16 protein-coding genes are annotated in these 15,411 nt (G+C 59.9%); all 16 read right to left on the bottom strand.

Annotation, left to right across the window (positions count from 1 at the left end; translation table 11 throughout):
- Positions 1-3: 3 nt before the first annotated feature.
- Positions 4-333, bottom strand: coding sequence for a flagellar hook-basal body complex protein FliE (gene fliE, locus IF189_RS07965; RefSeq protein WP_085710460.1), 330 nt, complete (start codon positions 331-333; stop codon positions 4-6).
- A gap of 128 nt (positions 334-461) precedes the next feature.
- Complete coding sequence (gene fleR, locus IF189_RS07960; RefSeq protein WP_134825890.1) at positions 462-1,853, bottom strand: sigma-54-dependent response regulator transcription factor FleR; 1,392 nt, start codon at positions 1,851-1,853, stop codon at positions 462-464.
- Between the two features lie 5 nt (positions 1,854-1,858).
- Positions 1,859-3,070 carry a sensor histidine kinase gene (locus IF189_RS07955; protein WP_119428823.1) on the bottom strand — a complete coding sequence of 404 codons (1,212 nt, stop codon included), beginning with the start codon at positions 3,068-3,070 and terminating at the stop codon, positions 1,859-1,861.
- Positions 3,071-3,180: 110 nt separating this feature from the next.
- Entirely contained in the window at positions 3,181-4,656 is a 1,476-nt protein-coding gene (locus IF189_RS07950; protein WP_003222863.1) for a sigma-54 dependent transcriptional regulator, read from the bottom strand.
- A gap of 172 nt (positions 4,657-4,828) precedes the next feature.
- Complete coding sequence (locus tag IF189_RS07945; protein ID WP_085710457.1) at positions 4,829-5,125, bottom strand: flagellar protein FliT; 297 nt, start codon at positions 5,123-5,125, stop codon at positions 4,829-4,831.
- Positions 5,126-5,135: 10 nt separating this feature from the next.
- A complete protein-coding gene (gene fliS, locus IF189_RS07940; RefSeq protein WP_085710456.1) occupies positions 5,136-5,534 on the bottom strand; it encodes a flagellar export chaperone FliS in 399 nt (132 codons plus the stop codon).
- A 129-nt stretch (positions 5,535-5,663) separates the two neighbouring features.
- A complete protein-coding gene (gene fliD / locus IF189_RS07935; RefSeq protein WP_192553093.1) occupies positions 5,664-7,127 on the bottom strand; it encodes a flagellar filament capping protein FliD in 1,464 nt (487 codons plus the stop codon).
- A gap of 80 nt (positions 7,128-7,207) precedes the next feature.
- Positions 7,208-7,564, bottom strand: coding sequence for a flagellar protein FlaG (locus IF189_RS07930; protein ID WP_134825888.1), 357 nt, complete (start codon positions 7,562-7,564; stop codon positions 7,208-7,210).
- A 71-nt stretch (positions 7,565-7,635) separates the two neighbouring features.
- Positions 7,636-8,496: a flagellin domain-containing protein gene (locus tag IF189_RS07925; RefSeq protein ID WP_115076997.1), complete on the bottom strand. Its 861-nt coding sequence runs from the start codon at positions 8,494-8,496 to the stop codon at positions 7,636-7,638.
- A 245-nt stretch (positions 8,497-8,741) separates the two neighbouring features.
- Positions 8,742-9,008: a hypothetical protein gene (locus tag IF189_RS07920; RefSeq protein ID WP_192553092.1), complete on the bottom strand. Its 267-nt coding sequence runs from the start codon at positions 9,006-9,008 to the stop codon at positions 8,742-8,744.
- Positions 9,005-10,297 carry a motility associated factor glycosyltransferase family protein gene (locus tag IF189_RS07915; protein ID WP_192553091.1) on the bottom strand — a complete coding sequence of 431 codons (1,293 nt, stop codon included), beginning with the start codon at positions 10,295-10,297 and terminating at the stop codon, positions 9,005-9,007. The genes IF189_RS07920 and IF189_RS07915 overlap by 4 nt, the downstream gene beginning before the upstream one ends.
- An 86-nt stretch (positions 10,298-10,383) precedes the next feature.
- A complete protein-coding gene (locus IF189_RS07910) occupies positions 10,384-11,310 on the bottom strand; it encodes a ketoacyl-ACP synthase III (RefSeq protein ID WP_085710450.1) in 927 nt (308 codons plus the stop codon).
- A gap of 226 nt (positions 11,311-11,536) precedes the next feature.
- A complete protein-coding gene (gene pseI / locus IF189_RS07905) occupies positions 11,537-12,589 on the bottom strand; it encodes a pseudaminic acid synthase (protein ID WP_192553090.1) in 1,053 nt (350 codons plus the stop codon).
- Positions 12,586-14,088: a UDP-2,4-diacetamido-2,4,6-trideoxy-beta-L-altropyranose hydrolase gene (gene pseG / locus IF189_RS07900; RefSeq protein WP_192553089.1), complete on the bottom strand. Its 1,503-nt coding sequence runs from the start codon at positions 14,086-14,088 to the stop codon at positions 12,586-12,588. Before pseG ends, pseI begins: the two co-directional genes overlap by 4 nt.
- A complete protein-coding gene (gene pseF, locus IF189_RS07895) occupies positions 14,085-14,780 on the bottom strand; it encodes a pseudaminic acid cytidylyltransferase (RefSeq protein WP_192553088.1) in 696 nt (231 codons plus the stop codon). Before pseF ends, pseG begins: the two co-directional genes overlap by 4 nt.
- Positions 14,777-15,397: a pseudaminic acid biosynthesis-associated methylase gene (locus IF189_RS07890; protein ID WP_192553087.1), complete on the bottom strand. Its 621-nt coding sequence runs from the start codon at positions 15,395-15,397 to the stop codon at positions 14,777-14,779. The genes pseF and IF189_RS07890 overlap by 4 nt, the downstream gene beginning before the upstream one ends.
- Between the last annotated feature and the right edge of the window lie 14 nt (positions 15,398-15,411).

Raw genomic sequence — 15,411 nt, 5'->3', positions numbered from 1 at the left:
TCCTTAAACCGGCATCTGCATGATGTCTTGATAAGCCTGAACCAGTTTGTTGCGCACCTGGGTCAGAGCCTGGAACGACACGCTGGCCTTCTGCGAGGAAATCATCACGTCCGTCAAATCGACGCCGCTCTTGCCGATTTCGAACGCGTTGGCCAATTGGCTCGAAGCCTGTTGGGTATCGTTCACTTTGTTGATGGCCTGACCGAGCATGTCGGAAAAGCTGCTGCCCGCCACTTCAGGGACGGCTGCAGTCGATTTCGGCTTCGACATGGCGTCCATTTGCATGGCCTTCATGTCCATCATCAACCGATTAAATTCAATACCTTGGCTCATGGTCTACTCTCTTGGGCGGCCCGCAATTTTTTGACACTCACTCGGCGGGTACTCAGGTGTTAGCAACAACGGTGCCAGCTCACGGGCACCGCTTCGAGAAATGCGTTTTCAAACGTTTGCGCCACCGCTTACGTGGCGAACAGATACCCTTCGACGTCCATTCCGGCATCGCGCATCTGCGCCAGTTTGTAGCGCAATGTACGGGGGCTGATACCGAGTTTTTCGGCGGCTTCCTTGCGTCGACCGCGTTCGGTACGCAGGGTGTCGATGATCATCTGGAACTCGCGACGACGCAGATCATCGCCCAGCGCCCCGGCCGAATCCGCTTCGATCTCGACCTCACGAATGACCGCCGCTGCCGGTACTGCAACTGGCAATGGAGCGAACAACGCAGGCCCGGAGAGACAGAAATCCTGCGGCTGGATCAGCCCGCCCTGCTGGAGAATCAACGCCCGCTGCACCGCGTTATCCAGCTCGCGCACGTTGCCCGGCCATGGATAACCGATCAGGCACGCCTGCGCCTCGGGCGAGAACTTCGCCATCGCATGCTTCATTTTATTGACGTGTTTGGCCAAAAGACGCTCGGCCAGCGGCAGGATGTCGGCGGTCCGCTCACGCAGCGGACGCCAGGCCAGCGGAAACACCGACAGGCGATAGTAGAGGTCTTCACGGAACCGCCCCGCCGCCACTTCGCCCGCCAGATCACGGTTGGTGGTGGCGACGACACGAATGTCGAGGGTGATCGGCTTGCGTGCGCCGACCCGTTCCACTTCACGCTCCTGCAAGACTCGCAGCAACTTGGCCTGCAGCCCCAGGGGCATTTCGGAAATCTCGTCGAGCAGAATGGTGCCGCCGTCGGCCTGTTCGAACTTGCCCGCCTGCGCCGCGATGGCGCCGGTGAACGAACCCTTCTCGTGACCGAACAATGTCGCTTCAAGCATGTTGTCCGGGATCGCCGCGCAGTTGATCGCAATGAACGGCTGACTGGCGCGATGGGATTGCTGGTGAATGTAGCGCGCCAGCACTTCCTTGCCGGTGCCGGACTCGCCGGAAATCAGCACAGTGGAATCGCTGCGGGCGACCCGCGCGGCCAGATCCAGCAACTGCGCACTGGCCGGCTCGACCGCAACCGGCCCTTCTGCGTCAGCTGTGCCGAGGTTGCCCAGGGCATGGCGCGCAACCAGGTCCAGCAGCGCCTTGGGCTCGAATGGCTTGACCAGATAGTCCGCCGCGCCCTGGCGCATGGCATCGACCGCGCGCTCGACGGCGCCGTGAGCCGTCATCAGCAGCACCGGCAATTGCGGCTGGCGGGTGCGCAGCAGGCCGAGCAACTGGTGACCGTCCATGCCCGGCATGTTGACGTCGCTGACCACCAGGCTGAACGCCTCGCACTCCACGGCTTTCAGCGCCTCCTCGGCAGAACCCACGGCGTGATAGTCGTGACCGGCCAGCAGCAGCGTATCGGCCAGCGCCTCGCGCAATGAACGGTCATCCTCGACCAGCAGAACCTTGATGCCCATGACCTTCACTCAGCTCCCTGTACAGCGGAAAACATCGGCAGGACGACCTGCGCGCACGTGCCGCGCCCGACCCGCGAGCGCAGCTGCAATTCTCCCTGATGCGCACGGGCCACGGCCTTGACCACGGTCAGGCCCAGGCCGGTGCCGGTGACCTTGGTGGTGAAAAACGGCTCGCCCAGCCGCGCCAGCACCGCCGGCTCGATACCGCCGCCGTTATCGCTGACGCAAAGGCGCAGGGTGTTGTCGCGGGTGTAGCAATGCACTTTCAGACGCACATCACCGCCACCGGCCTGAATCGCGTTTTCGATCAGATTGAGGATTGCCCCGACCAGCGTGTCGCGATTGCACAGCAACTCGCCCGCATGGCTGTCGCACTGCCAGCGAATTGGCAGATCCTGCACATGGGTCAACGCTGCCGCCTGCAACGACTGCATCAGCGCATTGGGCGTGATGCGGTCGGTCAGCGGCAATTCACCGCGAGCGAACACCAGCATGTCGCGCACCTGATGCTCCAGCTCATGCAGACGCTCCTTGAGGCGCCCGGCAAACCGTTGCTGGGTGGCGACCGGCAGCGCCTGCTCGGTCAAATGGCTGGCATACAGCAGCGCGGCGGAAAGCGGAGTGCGAATCTGATGGGCCAGCGAGGCGACCATGCGTCCCAACGACGACAGGCGCTCGTGGCGTGCGAGCTGATCCTGCAAGTGACGGGTTTCAGTCAGGTCGTTGAGCAGCACCAATTGCCCCGGCTCAGCATCCAGCGAGCGGGTGGCAATCGACAGGCGTCGACCGTTTCTCAGAGAGATTTCATGACCGTCGTCTTCACGGGGCGCGAAGCAACGGGCAATGACATGGCGCCACAGCTCGCCTTCCAGCGGCAGACCCAGGAGATCGATGGCGGCCGGGTTGGCCTCGCACACGATGCCGTGACCGTCGATGACGATGACACCACCGGGCAACAGATCCAGGAGATTTTGCAGACGATTGGCCAGACGTTCTTTTTCCGCCAGTTCCTGCATGCGCTGGGCGCTGACCACGGCCAGTTCGCCCTTGAGCTCGGTGACCCGCGCTTCGAGCATGCTGTAGGAGTCGGTCAATTGACTCGACATCTGGTTGAACAGCGCGAACGCCTGCTCAAGACCCTGCCGACTGGCCTGCTCTACGGACGGCAGTTGCCCCGAGGACTCGGGAACAGAAGACATCTGGGAGGCTTGGGGCATTGTGCTCTCTCGCTTGGCTGACCGTCAGTTAAACGGAACGTTGCGAGGGATGTAGCAATACCCGTGCCTAAAAAAAACCGCTTATAAATGAAGCAGTTGAAAAACAGGCGTCAATCATCCGCCTGTTCATCACCTTCACGCCGGCTCATGCCGTACTTGCGCATTTTCTCCACCAGCGTGGTGCGGCGGATACGCAGGCGTTCGGCGGCCCGGGCCACGATGCCGTTGGCATCATCCAGCGCCTGCTGAATCAGGCCCTGCTCCAGACCACCGAGGTAGTCCTTCAGGTCCAGACCTTCCGGCGGCAGCATGGCGTTGGCGGTGAAGTCCGGCGTGTGGCCGTTGATTGCCACGCGCTCTTCCAGATCGCTGCGCAGGCTGTCGACCATTTGCTCGTCTTCGTCGTCGACGTAGCGGAATTTCTTCGGCAGCTCGACCACACCGATCACCCCATACGGATGCATGATCGCCATGCGCTCCACCAGGTTGGCCAGTTCGCGGACGTTGCCCGGCCAGCCGTGACGACACAGGGACATGATCGCGGCGGAATTGAAACGGATCGAGCCGCGCTTCTCGTGCTCCATCCGCGAAATCAGTTCGTTCATCAGCAGCGGAATGTCTTCGACGCGCTCACGCAGCGGCGCCATCTCGATCGGGAACACGTTCAGGCGATAGTAGAGGTCTTCGCGGAAGGTGCCGATCTCGATCATGCTTTCGAGATTCTTGTGGGTCGCGGCAATGATGCGCACGTCTACGCTTTGGGTCTTGTTGCTGCCCACGCGCTCGAAGGTGCGTTCCTGCAGCACACGCAGCAGCTTGACCTGCATCGGCAGCGGCATGTCGCCGATTTCGTCGAGGAACAGCGTACCGCCGTTGGCCAGCTCGAAGCGGCCGGCACGGCTGGTGATCGCGCCGGTGAAGGCGCCCTTCTCGTGGCCGAACAGTTCGCTTTCCAGCAGCTCTGCCGGGATCGCCCCGCAGTTGACCGGCACGAACGGCGCATCACGACGCTTGGAATGGTAATGCAGGTTACGCGCAACCACTTCCTTGCCGGTGCCGGACTCGCCGAGGATCAGCACGCTGGCGTCGGTGTCGGCCACCTGCTGCATCATCTGGCGCACATGCTGGATCGCCCGGCTGGTGCCGACGAGGCTGCGGAACAGGTTGGGTTCGCGATGACGGCCGCGCTCGCGGGCCTGGTCGTACATTTCGCGATAGACCTGGGCACGGTGCAGGGAGTCCAGCAATTTGCTGTAGCTCGGCGGCATTTCGAGAGTCGAAAGTACCCGGCGGCGTTGGTCTTCGGGCAAGTCCACCGAAGAATTATCGCCCATCAGCAAAACCGGAAGGAACTCATCCCAGGTCGAGAGTGTCTTTAACAGGCCCAAAAGCGCACCAGGAGCATTGACCGTCCCGATCAGTACGCAAATGACCTCACGACTAGACGACAAAGAGCCGACTGCCTGCTGCCAGTCATGGCTTCCGCAGGGTAAATTTTCTTCGCCAAGAAAATTTAAAATCACCGCCAGGTCGCGGCGGCGGACGCTATCGTCATCGATCAGCAGAATTTTGGTTTCACGCCACATGCAATAGCAACTTCCCTAGTCAACTCAATGCCCGAAACGAGGGGCAAGCGAGACGCTTGCAGGACACTTCGTGCCTGTAGACGCCTGAAATCTGAAAACAGCCACTAGTTAAGTCAAAAAACCGTGCACAGTCAAATTTATGGCGCACATGTCTGGATTAACTGAGGGTTAATTAACCAAACAGATGGTAAACCTTTGCCGCGTTCTGCGCTTGGGTGATCTGCGACATCTCGTCGACTATCGCCTGACGCTCACCCATGGCGACCTCGAGAAGCTCTTTGTAGACATGGAGCAGCTCTTCGAGATTGTCACGCAGCGCGACCTCATCCAGCGAAGCCTCACTCAAGACATCTTCCATGCAGGAACGGCAATCGAGGTCCAGTTGACCGATCGCCTCCCAGTTGCGCTCGGCCAGGGCACCGACCAACGCCACTCGGGTTTCTTCGATTCGCTGCAATACAAGACTCATGGTGATCTCCTTAAAACTGAGGAGCAGGCGTAGGAGCAATGGCATCCCAGCCTTCTTTTACCGTGCTCAGCAAGCCGGCGACTTCATCCAGAATACGCGGATCGCTGTTGATGTTGGCCTCGGCAAGACGCTTCATCATGTAGATATACAGCCCGTCCAGATCAGCCAGCGTATCGGCGGAATTCTCCAGATCCAGGCCTTCACGCAAGCCGCTGACGATACCAATGGCCTTGCTGATCGCCGTGCACTTGGCAGGAATGTCCTTGCGTTCGATCGCACCTTTGGCCTGGGCAATACGTGCCAGGCCACCTTCCATCAGCATTTGCACCAGACGGTGAGGGCTCGCTTCGGACGTCTGAGCGTGGGCGCCAACTTTCTGGTATTGCCGAAGGGCTAACATCGGATTCATGTTCTACCTCATTTGCCACAATGACTCGTATGACCAGTGTATCGCCAGCGAGCCGAAAAACTTTAGACCACAAGACAAAAACCCGGCACACGCTCGAAAGCGTAGCCGGGTTTTTGTCGCTCTTGCATGTTACTTCGCGGATTGCTGAGCGTTCAGCGAGCTGAAGAACGACGTGATGTTGCTGGCCGTTGCCTTCATCTGCCCTACCAGCAAGTCCATGGCGTTGTACTTGGCAGTCAGCGTCTTGGTCAGGTTGGCAACACGCAGATCCAGCGCCAGCTGTTGGCTGGTCAGGCTCTTGGTGTTGTTGTTCAGGATGGCCATGCGCTGATCAAGCAAGCCTGTGGCGGTAGGGCTGCTACCGGCCGGGGCCTTCAGATACGGATCCACGGCCTTGCTCATGCGAACCAGCAGACCGTCGGTATCAGTGGTTCCGGTGAACAACTGCTGAACCTGACCGGTCATGCCCGGCGTGGACATGGTCTTGTTGAAAGCAACCGTGTCGAACGTCAGGTTACCGGTGAGCTTGTCGGTCATCACACCCAACTGCGACAGGTAAGCCATCGGGCCTTTGCTATCACCACTCGGAATGGTCAGCTGGCTGCGGATATCGGCAATCAACGAACGCGGCAGGGAGTCACCGGTGAATGCCGCCTGAACGGTCAGCTTGCCATCTTCGTCCGGGGTCGCCTTGGACAAGGTGTCAATAGTGGTCTTCAGGGTGTTGTAGGCATCAACGAACGCCTGAACCGACGTCTGCAGGTTCTTGGTGTTGGCATCGACAGTCACCACGACAGGCGTGCCTGGCGGATTGGGAACCGTCAGCAGGTTCATGGTCAAACCACTGATGGCACCCGTCACGTTGTTGCTCTTGCTGGTCACCTTCAGGCCGTCGATGGTCAGCGAAGCATCTTGTGCGAGCCCGTTGACCGCTCCGGAATCACCCGCCGCCGGCGTGGCACTCATCGGCTTGGTGCCATCGATTTCCAGACCGGCAATACCGCTGACCGTCATGTCCGAGCCAGCGCCCGTCTTGCTCGAACTGATGACCAGACGCGATGCACCGGTGCTGTCCGTCACGATGTTGGCGGAAATACCATTGGCGCCCTGTGCCTTGTTGATGGCATCACGGGTGCTCTGCAAGGTGGAGTTGGCCGGAATGTCGACATTGTAATCAGTGCCATTCTGACTGATTTTCAGGGTACCACTCGGAATGGCACTGGCAGCACCGCCGGCAAAGGACGCACTGGCTATTTTCGAGCCGGTAGCCAGATTATTCACAACAACACTGTAAGTGCCCGAGACCGCGGTGTTATCCGAAGTCGCACCCAGAACGGTAGGCGTGCCCGAAGTCGCCGTGTAACCGGAAAACGCAGGACTGGTCTTGCTGCCCAGGTTGGTCATCGCCGTCTGGAATGCAGTCAATGCACTCTTCAGAGTACCGACACCGGAGATCTTCAGCGTGTTGGTTTTGGTAGCGGAATCGATCTGCGTCTGCTTTGGCGACTTGTCGGCATTGACCAGCGCTGTAACGATCGCACCGATGTCCAGGCCGGAACCCAGGCCCGAACCCGGTAAAATTGGACTTGCCATGTGCATCTCCCTTGGGGTTGTTGCCAGTCTTTTGACCCTTGTGGGGTCTAAAGCACTTCAAACACGATTCATGCCAGCTATCAGACTTTGGCGTCGAACAACACGTGACTCGCGTTGGCCAGGCTGTCTGCCAGCTTGAGAGCTTCTGCGGATGGGATCTGTCGTACGACCTCGCCCGTCTCGCTTGCGATCACCTTGACGATGACCTTTCCGGAATGCTCATCGATCGAGAATTCCAGGTTGCGCTTGATCGACTGAACGAACTTCTCGATCTCCTGCACCGCCAGCTTCAGCTTGGTCTCGTCCGATTCCTGGCTCTTTTTGACGTCAGTAACGGTATCAACGGCCTGAGGCTTGGTTTCCGACGGTTTGTCGGCGACGGTATTGGCTGGCTTTGGCGCCGGATAAGACAGGTTAAGCTTTACGCTCATGTCCATGCTCATCACCTCTTAATGTAAAAAGCGAGAGAGCACGCAAGCGCACTCCCCCGCCAAAACTCATTCCGGAATTACTGAAGCAGCTTCAGTACAGCGGAAGGCAGTTGGTTGGCTTGAGCCAGAACAGAGGTCGAAGCCTGTTGCAGGGTTTGCTGCTTGGTCAGGTTAGCAGTCTCTGCGGCGAAGTCGGTATCTTGTACGCGACCTTGTGCAGCAGTGGTGTTCTCGGTGATGTTCTGCAAGTTCTGGATGGTGCTGGTCAGACGGTTTTGCGAAGCACCCAGGCTGGCACGAGTTGCACCGATTGCAGCGATAGCGGCGTCGATTGCAGTGATCGCGTTGTCGATGTTCTGCGAAGCAGAACCAGCACCAGTACCCGAAGTACCGGTCAGAACTACAGTACCGCTACCTACGGACAGGCTTACGGCGTCGAACTTGGAGCTCAGTACCAGGTCGATGTGGTTAGCCGAACCGGTGTTTGCGCCAACTTGCAGAGTTACAGTACCAGCCGAACCGTCCAGCAGGTTTTTGCCGTTCAGGTTGGTAGCAGCCGAGATACGGGTGATTTCGTCAGACATCTGAGCGAATTCAGCGTTGGTAGCGGTCTGGTCAGCAGTGCCGTTGGTACCGTTACGTGCTTTAACAGCCAGTTCACGCATACGCTGCAGAATGTCGGTCGAAGCTTGCAGAGCGCCTTCAGCGGTCTGGGCAACGGAGATACCGTCGTTGGCGTTCTGGATAGCCTGAGTGTTACCGCGGATCTGGGAAGACATACGGTTGGAGATCTGCAGGCCAGCGGCGTCGTCTTTAGCGCTGTTGATTTTCAGGCCGGAAGACAGGCGCTGCATCGAAGTCGACAGAGCGTCGGAGGCGCGGTTCAGGTTTTTCTGAACGTTCAACGACGTGGTGTTGGTGTTTACTGTTAAAGCCATGACGAATTCCTCGTTGGTTGGGTACTGCGGCTTCCGGCCCTGGCAACCGCCGGGTATGGCCTAGAGAACCTTCGTAATAGTTATCGTCGGGTTTGCAGGTTGCTTGAGGGCTTTTTTGAAAATTTTTGCCATCACCCTGCCACCCCCGAGAAAACAAAGACTTAGCAGCACTTCACCCTCGAAAAAAATGACGCCATAAAACCGTCCGCCGCGCAAAGCTGCGGGCCAGTGCTGTCGGTGCTCTTTTAGGCCAAAGAACTTTCCAGCAACTGGATCAATTCGTACTCCATGAAATCGGCGAGACCGAGCCAGTCCTGACGTTCCTGGCAATCGAGCATTTGCGAGAGCACTTGCGCCCACGACTGCTGGATATCCGGCGAAGCGGACACCAGCAAATGCTGCGCCCCCTCGAATACATCCACCATCTCCAGCGCCGCTTCGACATCCCGCCCCAGGCGAAATAGCCCGGCACAGCGCCGGCACTCGTCGACACAACCCTGCACCGCACTCATTGCACGAACTCCTGATTGAAACGCGTCCCGGCAATCAACGCGCCTGAGCGGCTGCTGTTGAAAAACTCCACCTGCGGCTGACTGGCGATGTATCGCTCAAGCACACACAGATAACCGCGAAAATTGAGCTGCGTACTGACACGCTCACCGAAACCGTCACGCACCCAGTGCCGCGCCTGATTCACCGAGGGGCCCAGGTCACCGTCATTCCAGCCGGCATGGGTCTTGTTCATCGGAAACGCGAAATCGGCGCCGAACAGAGTGATCCGCGCGGCACCCATCTTCACCGCCAGATCCACCGCCGGGTGAATCACGCTGCCGCCCACATGCAGCAGCGCCCTTGGATGTTGCTCACGCAACGCCGCATAGACCGGGCTGAGCGAATAGCCGCCGTAGCGCTTGCCCTTCCAGGCCCGCAGCACCTCGGGGTCGCTCATGGGCAGATACACCAGCGGGATGCCGTCTGATTCTTCGAACGGCAAATGCCGGAAGCTGATGCGCTGGTCGATGCTCACCACCAAATCGGGCACGATCCCGTGCTCACGCAGCGGCCGGTAAGCGGTATCGACGCAAATGAACAGCGGGCGCTCGTCTCGCTCGCGAATGGCGGCCAGTCGCTCGAAATGCTGCTCAAGGGTCGGCCCGGTGCCGATCACGTAGATCTCCCGGCCAGCGCAAGTGCCGAACAATTGCGCCACGTCGTCGTCAGCGAGCAGCACCGGCAGGCAGTCCTGCAGACGCTGTTGAATGAAAGGCGACTGCGGATCGAATTCCCGATTGTTGAAGCTCAGGTGCACTTCACTGACCAGCCGATCACGGATCTTCGCGTTGAAGTCGTCGGCCAGCAGCATCTCCGCCGGCAAGGCAAAAAACGGCGTGCAGATGTCGGGCAAGTCCCCGGCGTACAGAAGCTCCACCCGCGAGTCTTCCAGCCACTGCCGCTGATCGATCAGTTGCAACACCAGGGCGAACAGCGCGCCATTGAGGATGTGCACGTACAGACGCTCAAGCCCGGCACGCTCCAGCAGCAAGGTTGGCAAATCCCCGAGGCCGGTGCCGTAGACGTGCAATTGCGGCTTGTCCTTTGACAGGCTCTCGGCCTGAATCCGGGCTTCATGGATGCGGTCATGGCGACTGGTGAGCTGAATGCCACCGATGCTTAGTGTCGAACCCAGCCCTTGCGTGAGCTCGGCCTGGATCGTCGAACTGTCTTCGCTCATCAACCGTGCGAACAGCGCAGGCCAGCGTCGCTCGATGACTTCAGCGTTGGCGTGGAAAAACTCGCTCATGATGCCCCGCGCTCCATTCAGGCAAAAAAATAGCGTTCAAGGTTACCCCTTGAACGCTATTTTTGTATCCGTCGTTTTTGGCGGGTTCAAGGACGATAGATAATCGCCGAACCCCACGAAAGACCGACGCCGAAACCGCTGAGCGCCACTCGGTTCCAGCTGGAATCCAGCGCGTGCTTCTCCAGCAGCAGCGGAATGCTCGATGACACGGTGTTGCCGGTCTCGACCATGTCTTTGATGAACTTCTCCGGCTCGCCTTCGAAGCGTCGCGCCACGGCATCGACAATCGCCGCGCTGCCCTGGTGAATGCAGAACGCATCGATGTCATCGGCGTTGAGACCGGAGTCGTCGAGCAACTCATGCAAGTGTGCCGGGACTTTCAGCAGCGCAAAGTTGAACACCTGGCGACCGTTCATGAAGAACACGCCATCGGTGACTTTCAGGTGCGGCGCACCCGAACCATCGGTGCCGAACTTGGCCTTGCCCAGCGCCCATACCGGGTCTTCACCCATCCAGGTCGCCGTGGCCGCATCGCCGAACAGCATGGTGGTGTTGCGGTCTTCCGGGTCGACGATTTTCGAATACGGGTCGGCAGTGATCAGCAGGCCGTTCTTCAGGCCGGCGGCTTCCATGAAGCCCTTGATCGCGTAGATGCCATAGACGTAACCGGAGCAGCCCAGGGAAATGTCGAACGCAGCGACATTGGTTGGCAGGCCGAGCTTGTCCTGCACGATTGCTGCCGTATGCGGCAGACCTTCTTCATCACCGTTCTGGGTGACGACGATCAGCGCATCGATGGATTCACGCTTCAGCTCAGGGTTGCTGGCAAACAGCGCATTGGCCGCTTCAACGCACAGATCGGAAGTTTCCTGCTCTGCGTCTTTACGTGGCAGGAAGGCCGAACCGATCTTGCCGAGGATGAATTCTTCATCCTTCTCGAATTTTGCACCTTGTGCGTAATTGTCCACGCCGGCTACAGGAACGTAGCTCGCAATGCTTTTTATGCCAATCATTACGGCTTCCCAATAATAAACAGCCCAATACCACCGCTCGCAAGGATTTCGAGGGGCGCCGACAAACAGAAAACGGCCGCCACAACGGGCAGCCACGGGGAGCGCAAAGGGCTATCACTGGAACCGCTAACGGGCCAGGCGCCATCTCCCCGGTCAATACAATACAGTGAAGATGCGCGTTATGACTCGCAGGTCACGCTATTTTGCCGAATCGGTGCAGATCGGGTTATTCGACCAGCGACCAGTCCAGCGGCGTGCCGCGTTTGATCGGCGCGCGCGCACGGCGGCCGAGGACGGCATCGGTGTGTTTGGGCGGCAGACCGAGACCGGGACGAATGGCGCGCAGATTGGCCGCCGTGAAGGGCTCACCGGCCGCCATGTCGGCCGTGACATACAGCGACCGACGGTAAACCAGAGACTTTTTCTCAGCCTCGGTCACGCCGTAATGTACTTGCCCCATGGCCTGCCAGGCGCGCTCGGTTTCGACCACAAGGCTGGCCATTTCCGCCGGCTCCAGCGAAAAACTAGCGTCCACCCCGCCCGCCGCGCGGTCGAGGGTGAAGTGCTTTTCAACCACCGTAGCCCCGAGCGCCACAGCGGCCACCGACACGCCAACACCCATCGAATGATCGGACAGCCCCACCTGACAACTGAACAACTCACGCAAATGCGGGATGGTGCGCACATTGCTGTTGAGCGGTGTCGCCGGGTAGGTACTGGTGCATTTGAGCAGCACCAGATCCTTGCACCCGGCTTCACGGGCAGCACGCACGGTTTCGTCGAGCTCGGCGATGCTGGCCATGCCGGTGGAAATGATCATTGGCTTGCCAGTCGCCGCGACGCGACGAATCAGCGGCAGATCGGTGTTTTCGAAGCTGGCGATCTTGTAGGCCGGCACGTCGAGGCTTTCGAGAAAATCCACGGCGCTGTCATCGAACGGCGTTGAAAACGCGAGCATGCCCAGCGCTTTGGCCCGGGCAAAGATCGGTGCGTGCCATTCCCACGGCGTGTGGGCCTTTTCGTACAGATCGTACAGCGAGGTGCCGGCCCACAGGCTGTTCGGGTCTTTGATAAAGAACTCACCTTCCGCCAGATCCAGGGTCATGGTGTCGGCGGTGTAGGTCTGCAGCTTCAAGGCGTGGGCACCGGCCTTGGCCGCCGCTTCGACAATCTGCAGGGCGACGTCCAGCGACTGGTTATGGTTGCCGCTCATTTCGGCAATGATGAACGGCGGTGCGTCGGCACCGATCAGGCGATCGCCAATCTTGAAACTGTTCATGAACGGTGTTCCTTCAAATCCCTGGTGAACGCGCAGGCACTTTGGGTGAACCCGGCGTCACGAAATACATTCAATGAGGCCTGATTGGCCGGCAAGACTTGTGCGCTGATCGCGGTCATCTGCGGCCAGTGCGTCGTGACGAATGCCTCGCCCCGCGTCAGCAGCGCCCTGCCCCAGCCGAGACCGAAACGCCCCTCCAGCAGATACAGCGAAACCTCGGCCTCGAAACCGCGCAGATCGTAGCGCAACACCCCGACCGGCCCGTCATCGGCCTCGGCGATCAACAACAGCCGTTGAGGATTACACAGACTGGCGTTCAACCAGTTCAGATGCTGCGACCACTCGATCGCGCCGCTTTCCAGCGACCAGCGACGCACCGCTTCGGCATTGCGCCCGTCAAACAGCAACTGCGCATCGTCCAGTGTTGCCTCACGCATTTTGAGCACTGCACCCGCCAATGCCGCGGCGACCCGCAACGCCCCACGCCCGTCGACCAGTTGTCGTGAACGCTCGGCCAGGCTCTGGCGCAGGTAAAAATTGTCGACGACAAAACCGATGGCATCACGCAGTTGCTCGACGCTCACCCGCTCCCGTGCGCCCATGAACACATGGACCCCGGCCGCCGCCATCACCTCGCCGTTGTTCTGCTGGTTGTTCGACACGGCAATGCAGATCGTCGGCAGCCCCAGCGCCGCGCGCTCCCAACTGGTGCCACCACCGGCACCGATGAACAGGTCGGCTTCGGTCATGCGTCGATGAAAGTCACTGACAAAACTGTACAGGCGCCAGTTCGGGCGCGTCTCGGCCAGTGCCTGCATCTCTGCCCATGCCGGGTTGTCGGCACCCGCGACAAAGTCCACTTCCAACCCGGAAAAATCCGCCAGTGCCAGCATCGCGTGATGGGTCTGGCGGGCAGCGTCGAAGCCGCCGAAGTTCACCAGCACCCGTCGCGCCACGGGTTTGATCTCGATGGCCGGGCCGCTGAACTCTTCGCGCAGCATGGCAAAGCGCGGGCCGAGCAACGTTCGGCAGCCTGTCGGCAGCAGCGGCTGATAGTTTTCACTGAGGCCGGAGAGGTTCTGATTGAGCAGCAGATCTACGCTGTAGCGACGGGTCGCCAGATCGTCGACAGCGGCGATCCGTGGTGCGAAGCGGCGGGCAGCGGTCTGCCAGTGATGATCGAGGCCGTAATGGTCGGCGATGACCCAGTCGAATTCGGCCTGTCCTTCCAGTTGCGTCGCCAGCGCATCGATATCCGCCTGCCACGGCAGCATCGACTCGATGGCCTGCTCCGGGTCTTCACTGGCGTAGCGATCCGGCAACGCAAAAGTCTCGAAACCTTCAGCCTGCAACGCATCGAGACGATGCCCCGGCAAGCGCCGACAGGCAAACGCCACATGACTGCCCTGCGTGCGCAGCACTCGCGCCAGCGTCAGGCATCGGGCGATGTGGCCGCTGCCGATGGTCGGCGAGGCGTCGGCGCGGATCAGTACTCTCATTGCAGCTCCCCGCCGGCCTTGAGTGCGGCATAGAGGTATTCGGCGCGTTTCCAGTCCTCGGCAGTGTCGATGTCCTGCACCAGATGCCGGGGCAGGATCACCGGCAGGCTGGCCGGCGAATACAGCACCTCGCCGCGCAGCCAGGCCTCGCTGTGCCCCCAGTAGAACTGGCCGGCATCCTGAAAGGCGACCGGCAGATCCTGCGAACGGGTATTGCGAAACTCGGGGTACAACGCCGTCACCGCGCCCTCCCCGTCGAGGGTCAAGGCGCGCTGCACCGGAAAGCCGAAATCGGTGACCGAAAAGGCAAAGGACTTGTCGGGATGCTGCTCCAGCAACTCGAGCCCCTGACGCAGGAACCGCGGCTGCAACAACGGCGCCGTGGCGTACACGCAACAGGCGTAATCAAAGTGCGGCAATTGCTGCAAGGCATGCACGATCACCGCTGCGGTGCCGGTGAAGTCATCGGCCAGATCCGCCGGGCGCAAGAACGGCACTTGCGCACCATGAGCCTGCGCCAGCTCGGCGATCTCCTCATCATCGGTGCTGACCACCACCTGGTCGAACAACCCTGAATCCAGTGCCGTGCGAATCGAACGGGCAATCATCGGCACACCGTCGAACGGTTTGAGATTCTTGCGCGGAATGCGTTTGCTTCCGCCGCGGGCCGGGATGATTGCGACGTTGCTCAAGGGCGTTTTTCCAGCAGGAACCAGGTGACGTCATCCAGCGGGAACTGTGGATCACGGTGATAACCGAAGCCGTAATCCAGCAGTTGCAGATCCGGATAGCGATCGAGCATTTCCCCGGCGAAATCGCGCTTGAACAGCTTGCCGCTGTTGCCGCGATAGGACACTTCCACCGGCGACGGATTGTAGTATTCGGCGATCAGAATGTAGCGCTGGCTCAGTTCGTACAACTGCGCATAAGCGGTCGGCAACAGCTCCGGGGCCAGATGAATCAGCACGCCTTTGCTGAGCGTCAGGTCGTATTGGCGTTCACGGGGAAAGTCGAACAGCGAGCCGTGCCAGATCTGCGCGATATTAAGCGTCCGCGCCTGGGCACAGGCGCTGGCATTGATCTCGACACCGAACAGTTCGCAGCGCGGCAACAGCTGACGCAGCGCCTGCAAGTTGTTGCCGGCGTTGGTGCCCAGTTCCAGCAGGCTGTCGATCCGCCCGGCCCGGGTCAGTGCCTTGGCGAACAACGCCAGATTGGCGGCCACCAGCGGCTGCCCGACATTGCGGTCGACATACTGGTTACCGAATTCGCCCTGCCAGAATTGTTCCTGTTCGCTCAGATCACGCATTGCCGTTTTCCATC

Source organism: Pseudomonas sp. IzPS59 (assembly GCF_014863505.1).
Classification (GTDB): Bacteria; Pseudomonadota; Gammaproteobacteria; order Pseudomonadales; family Pseudomonadaceae; genus Aquipseudomonas; species Aquipseudomonas kribbensis.
Note: the sequence above shows the minus strand (reverse complement) of the source record. Positions and strands in the feature narration are given on the sequence as shown.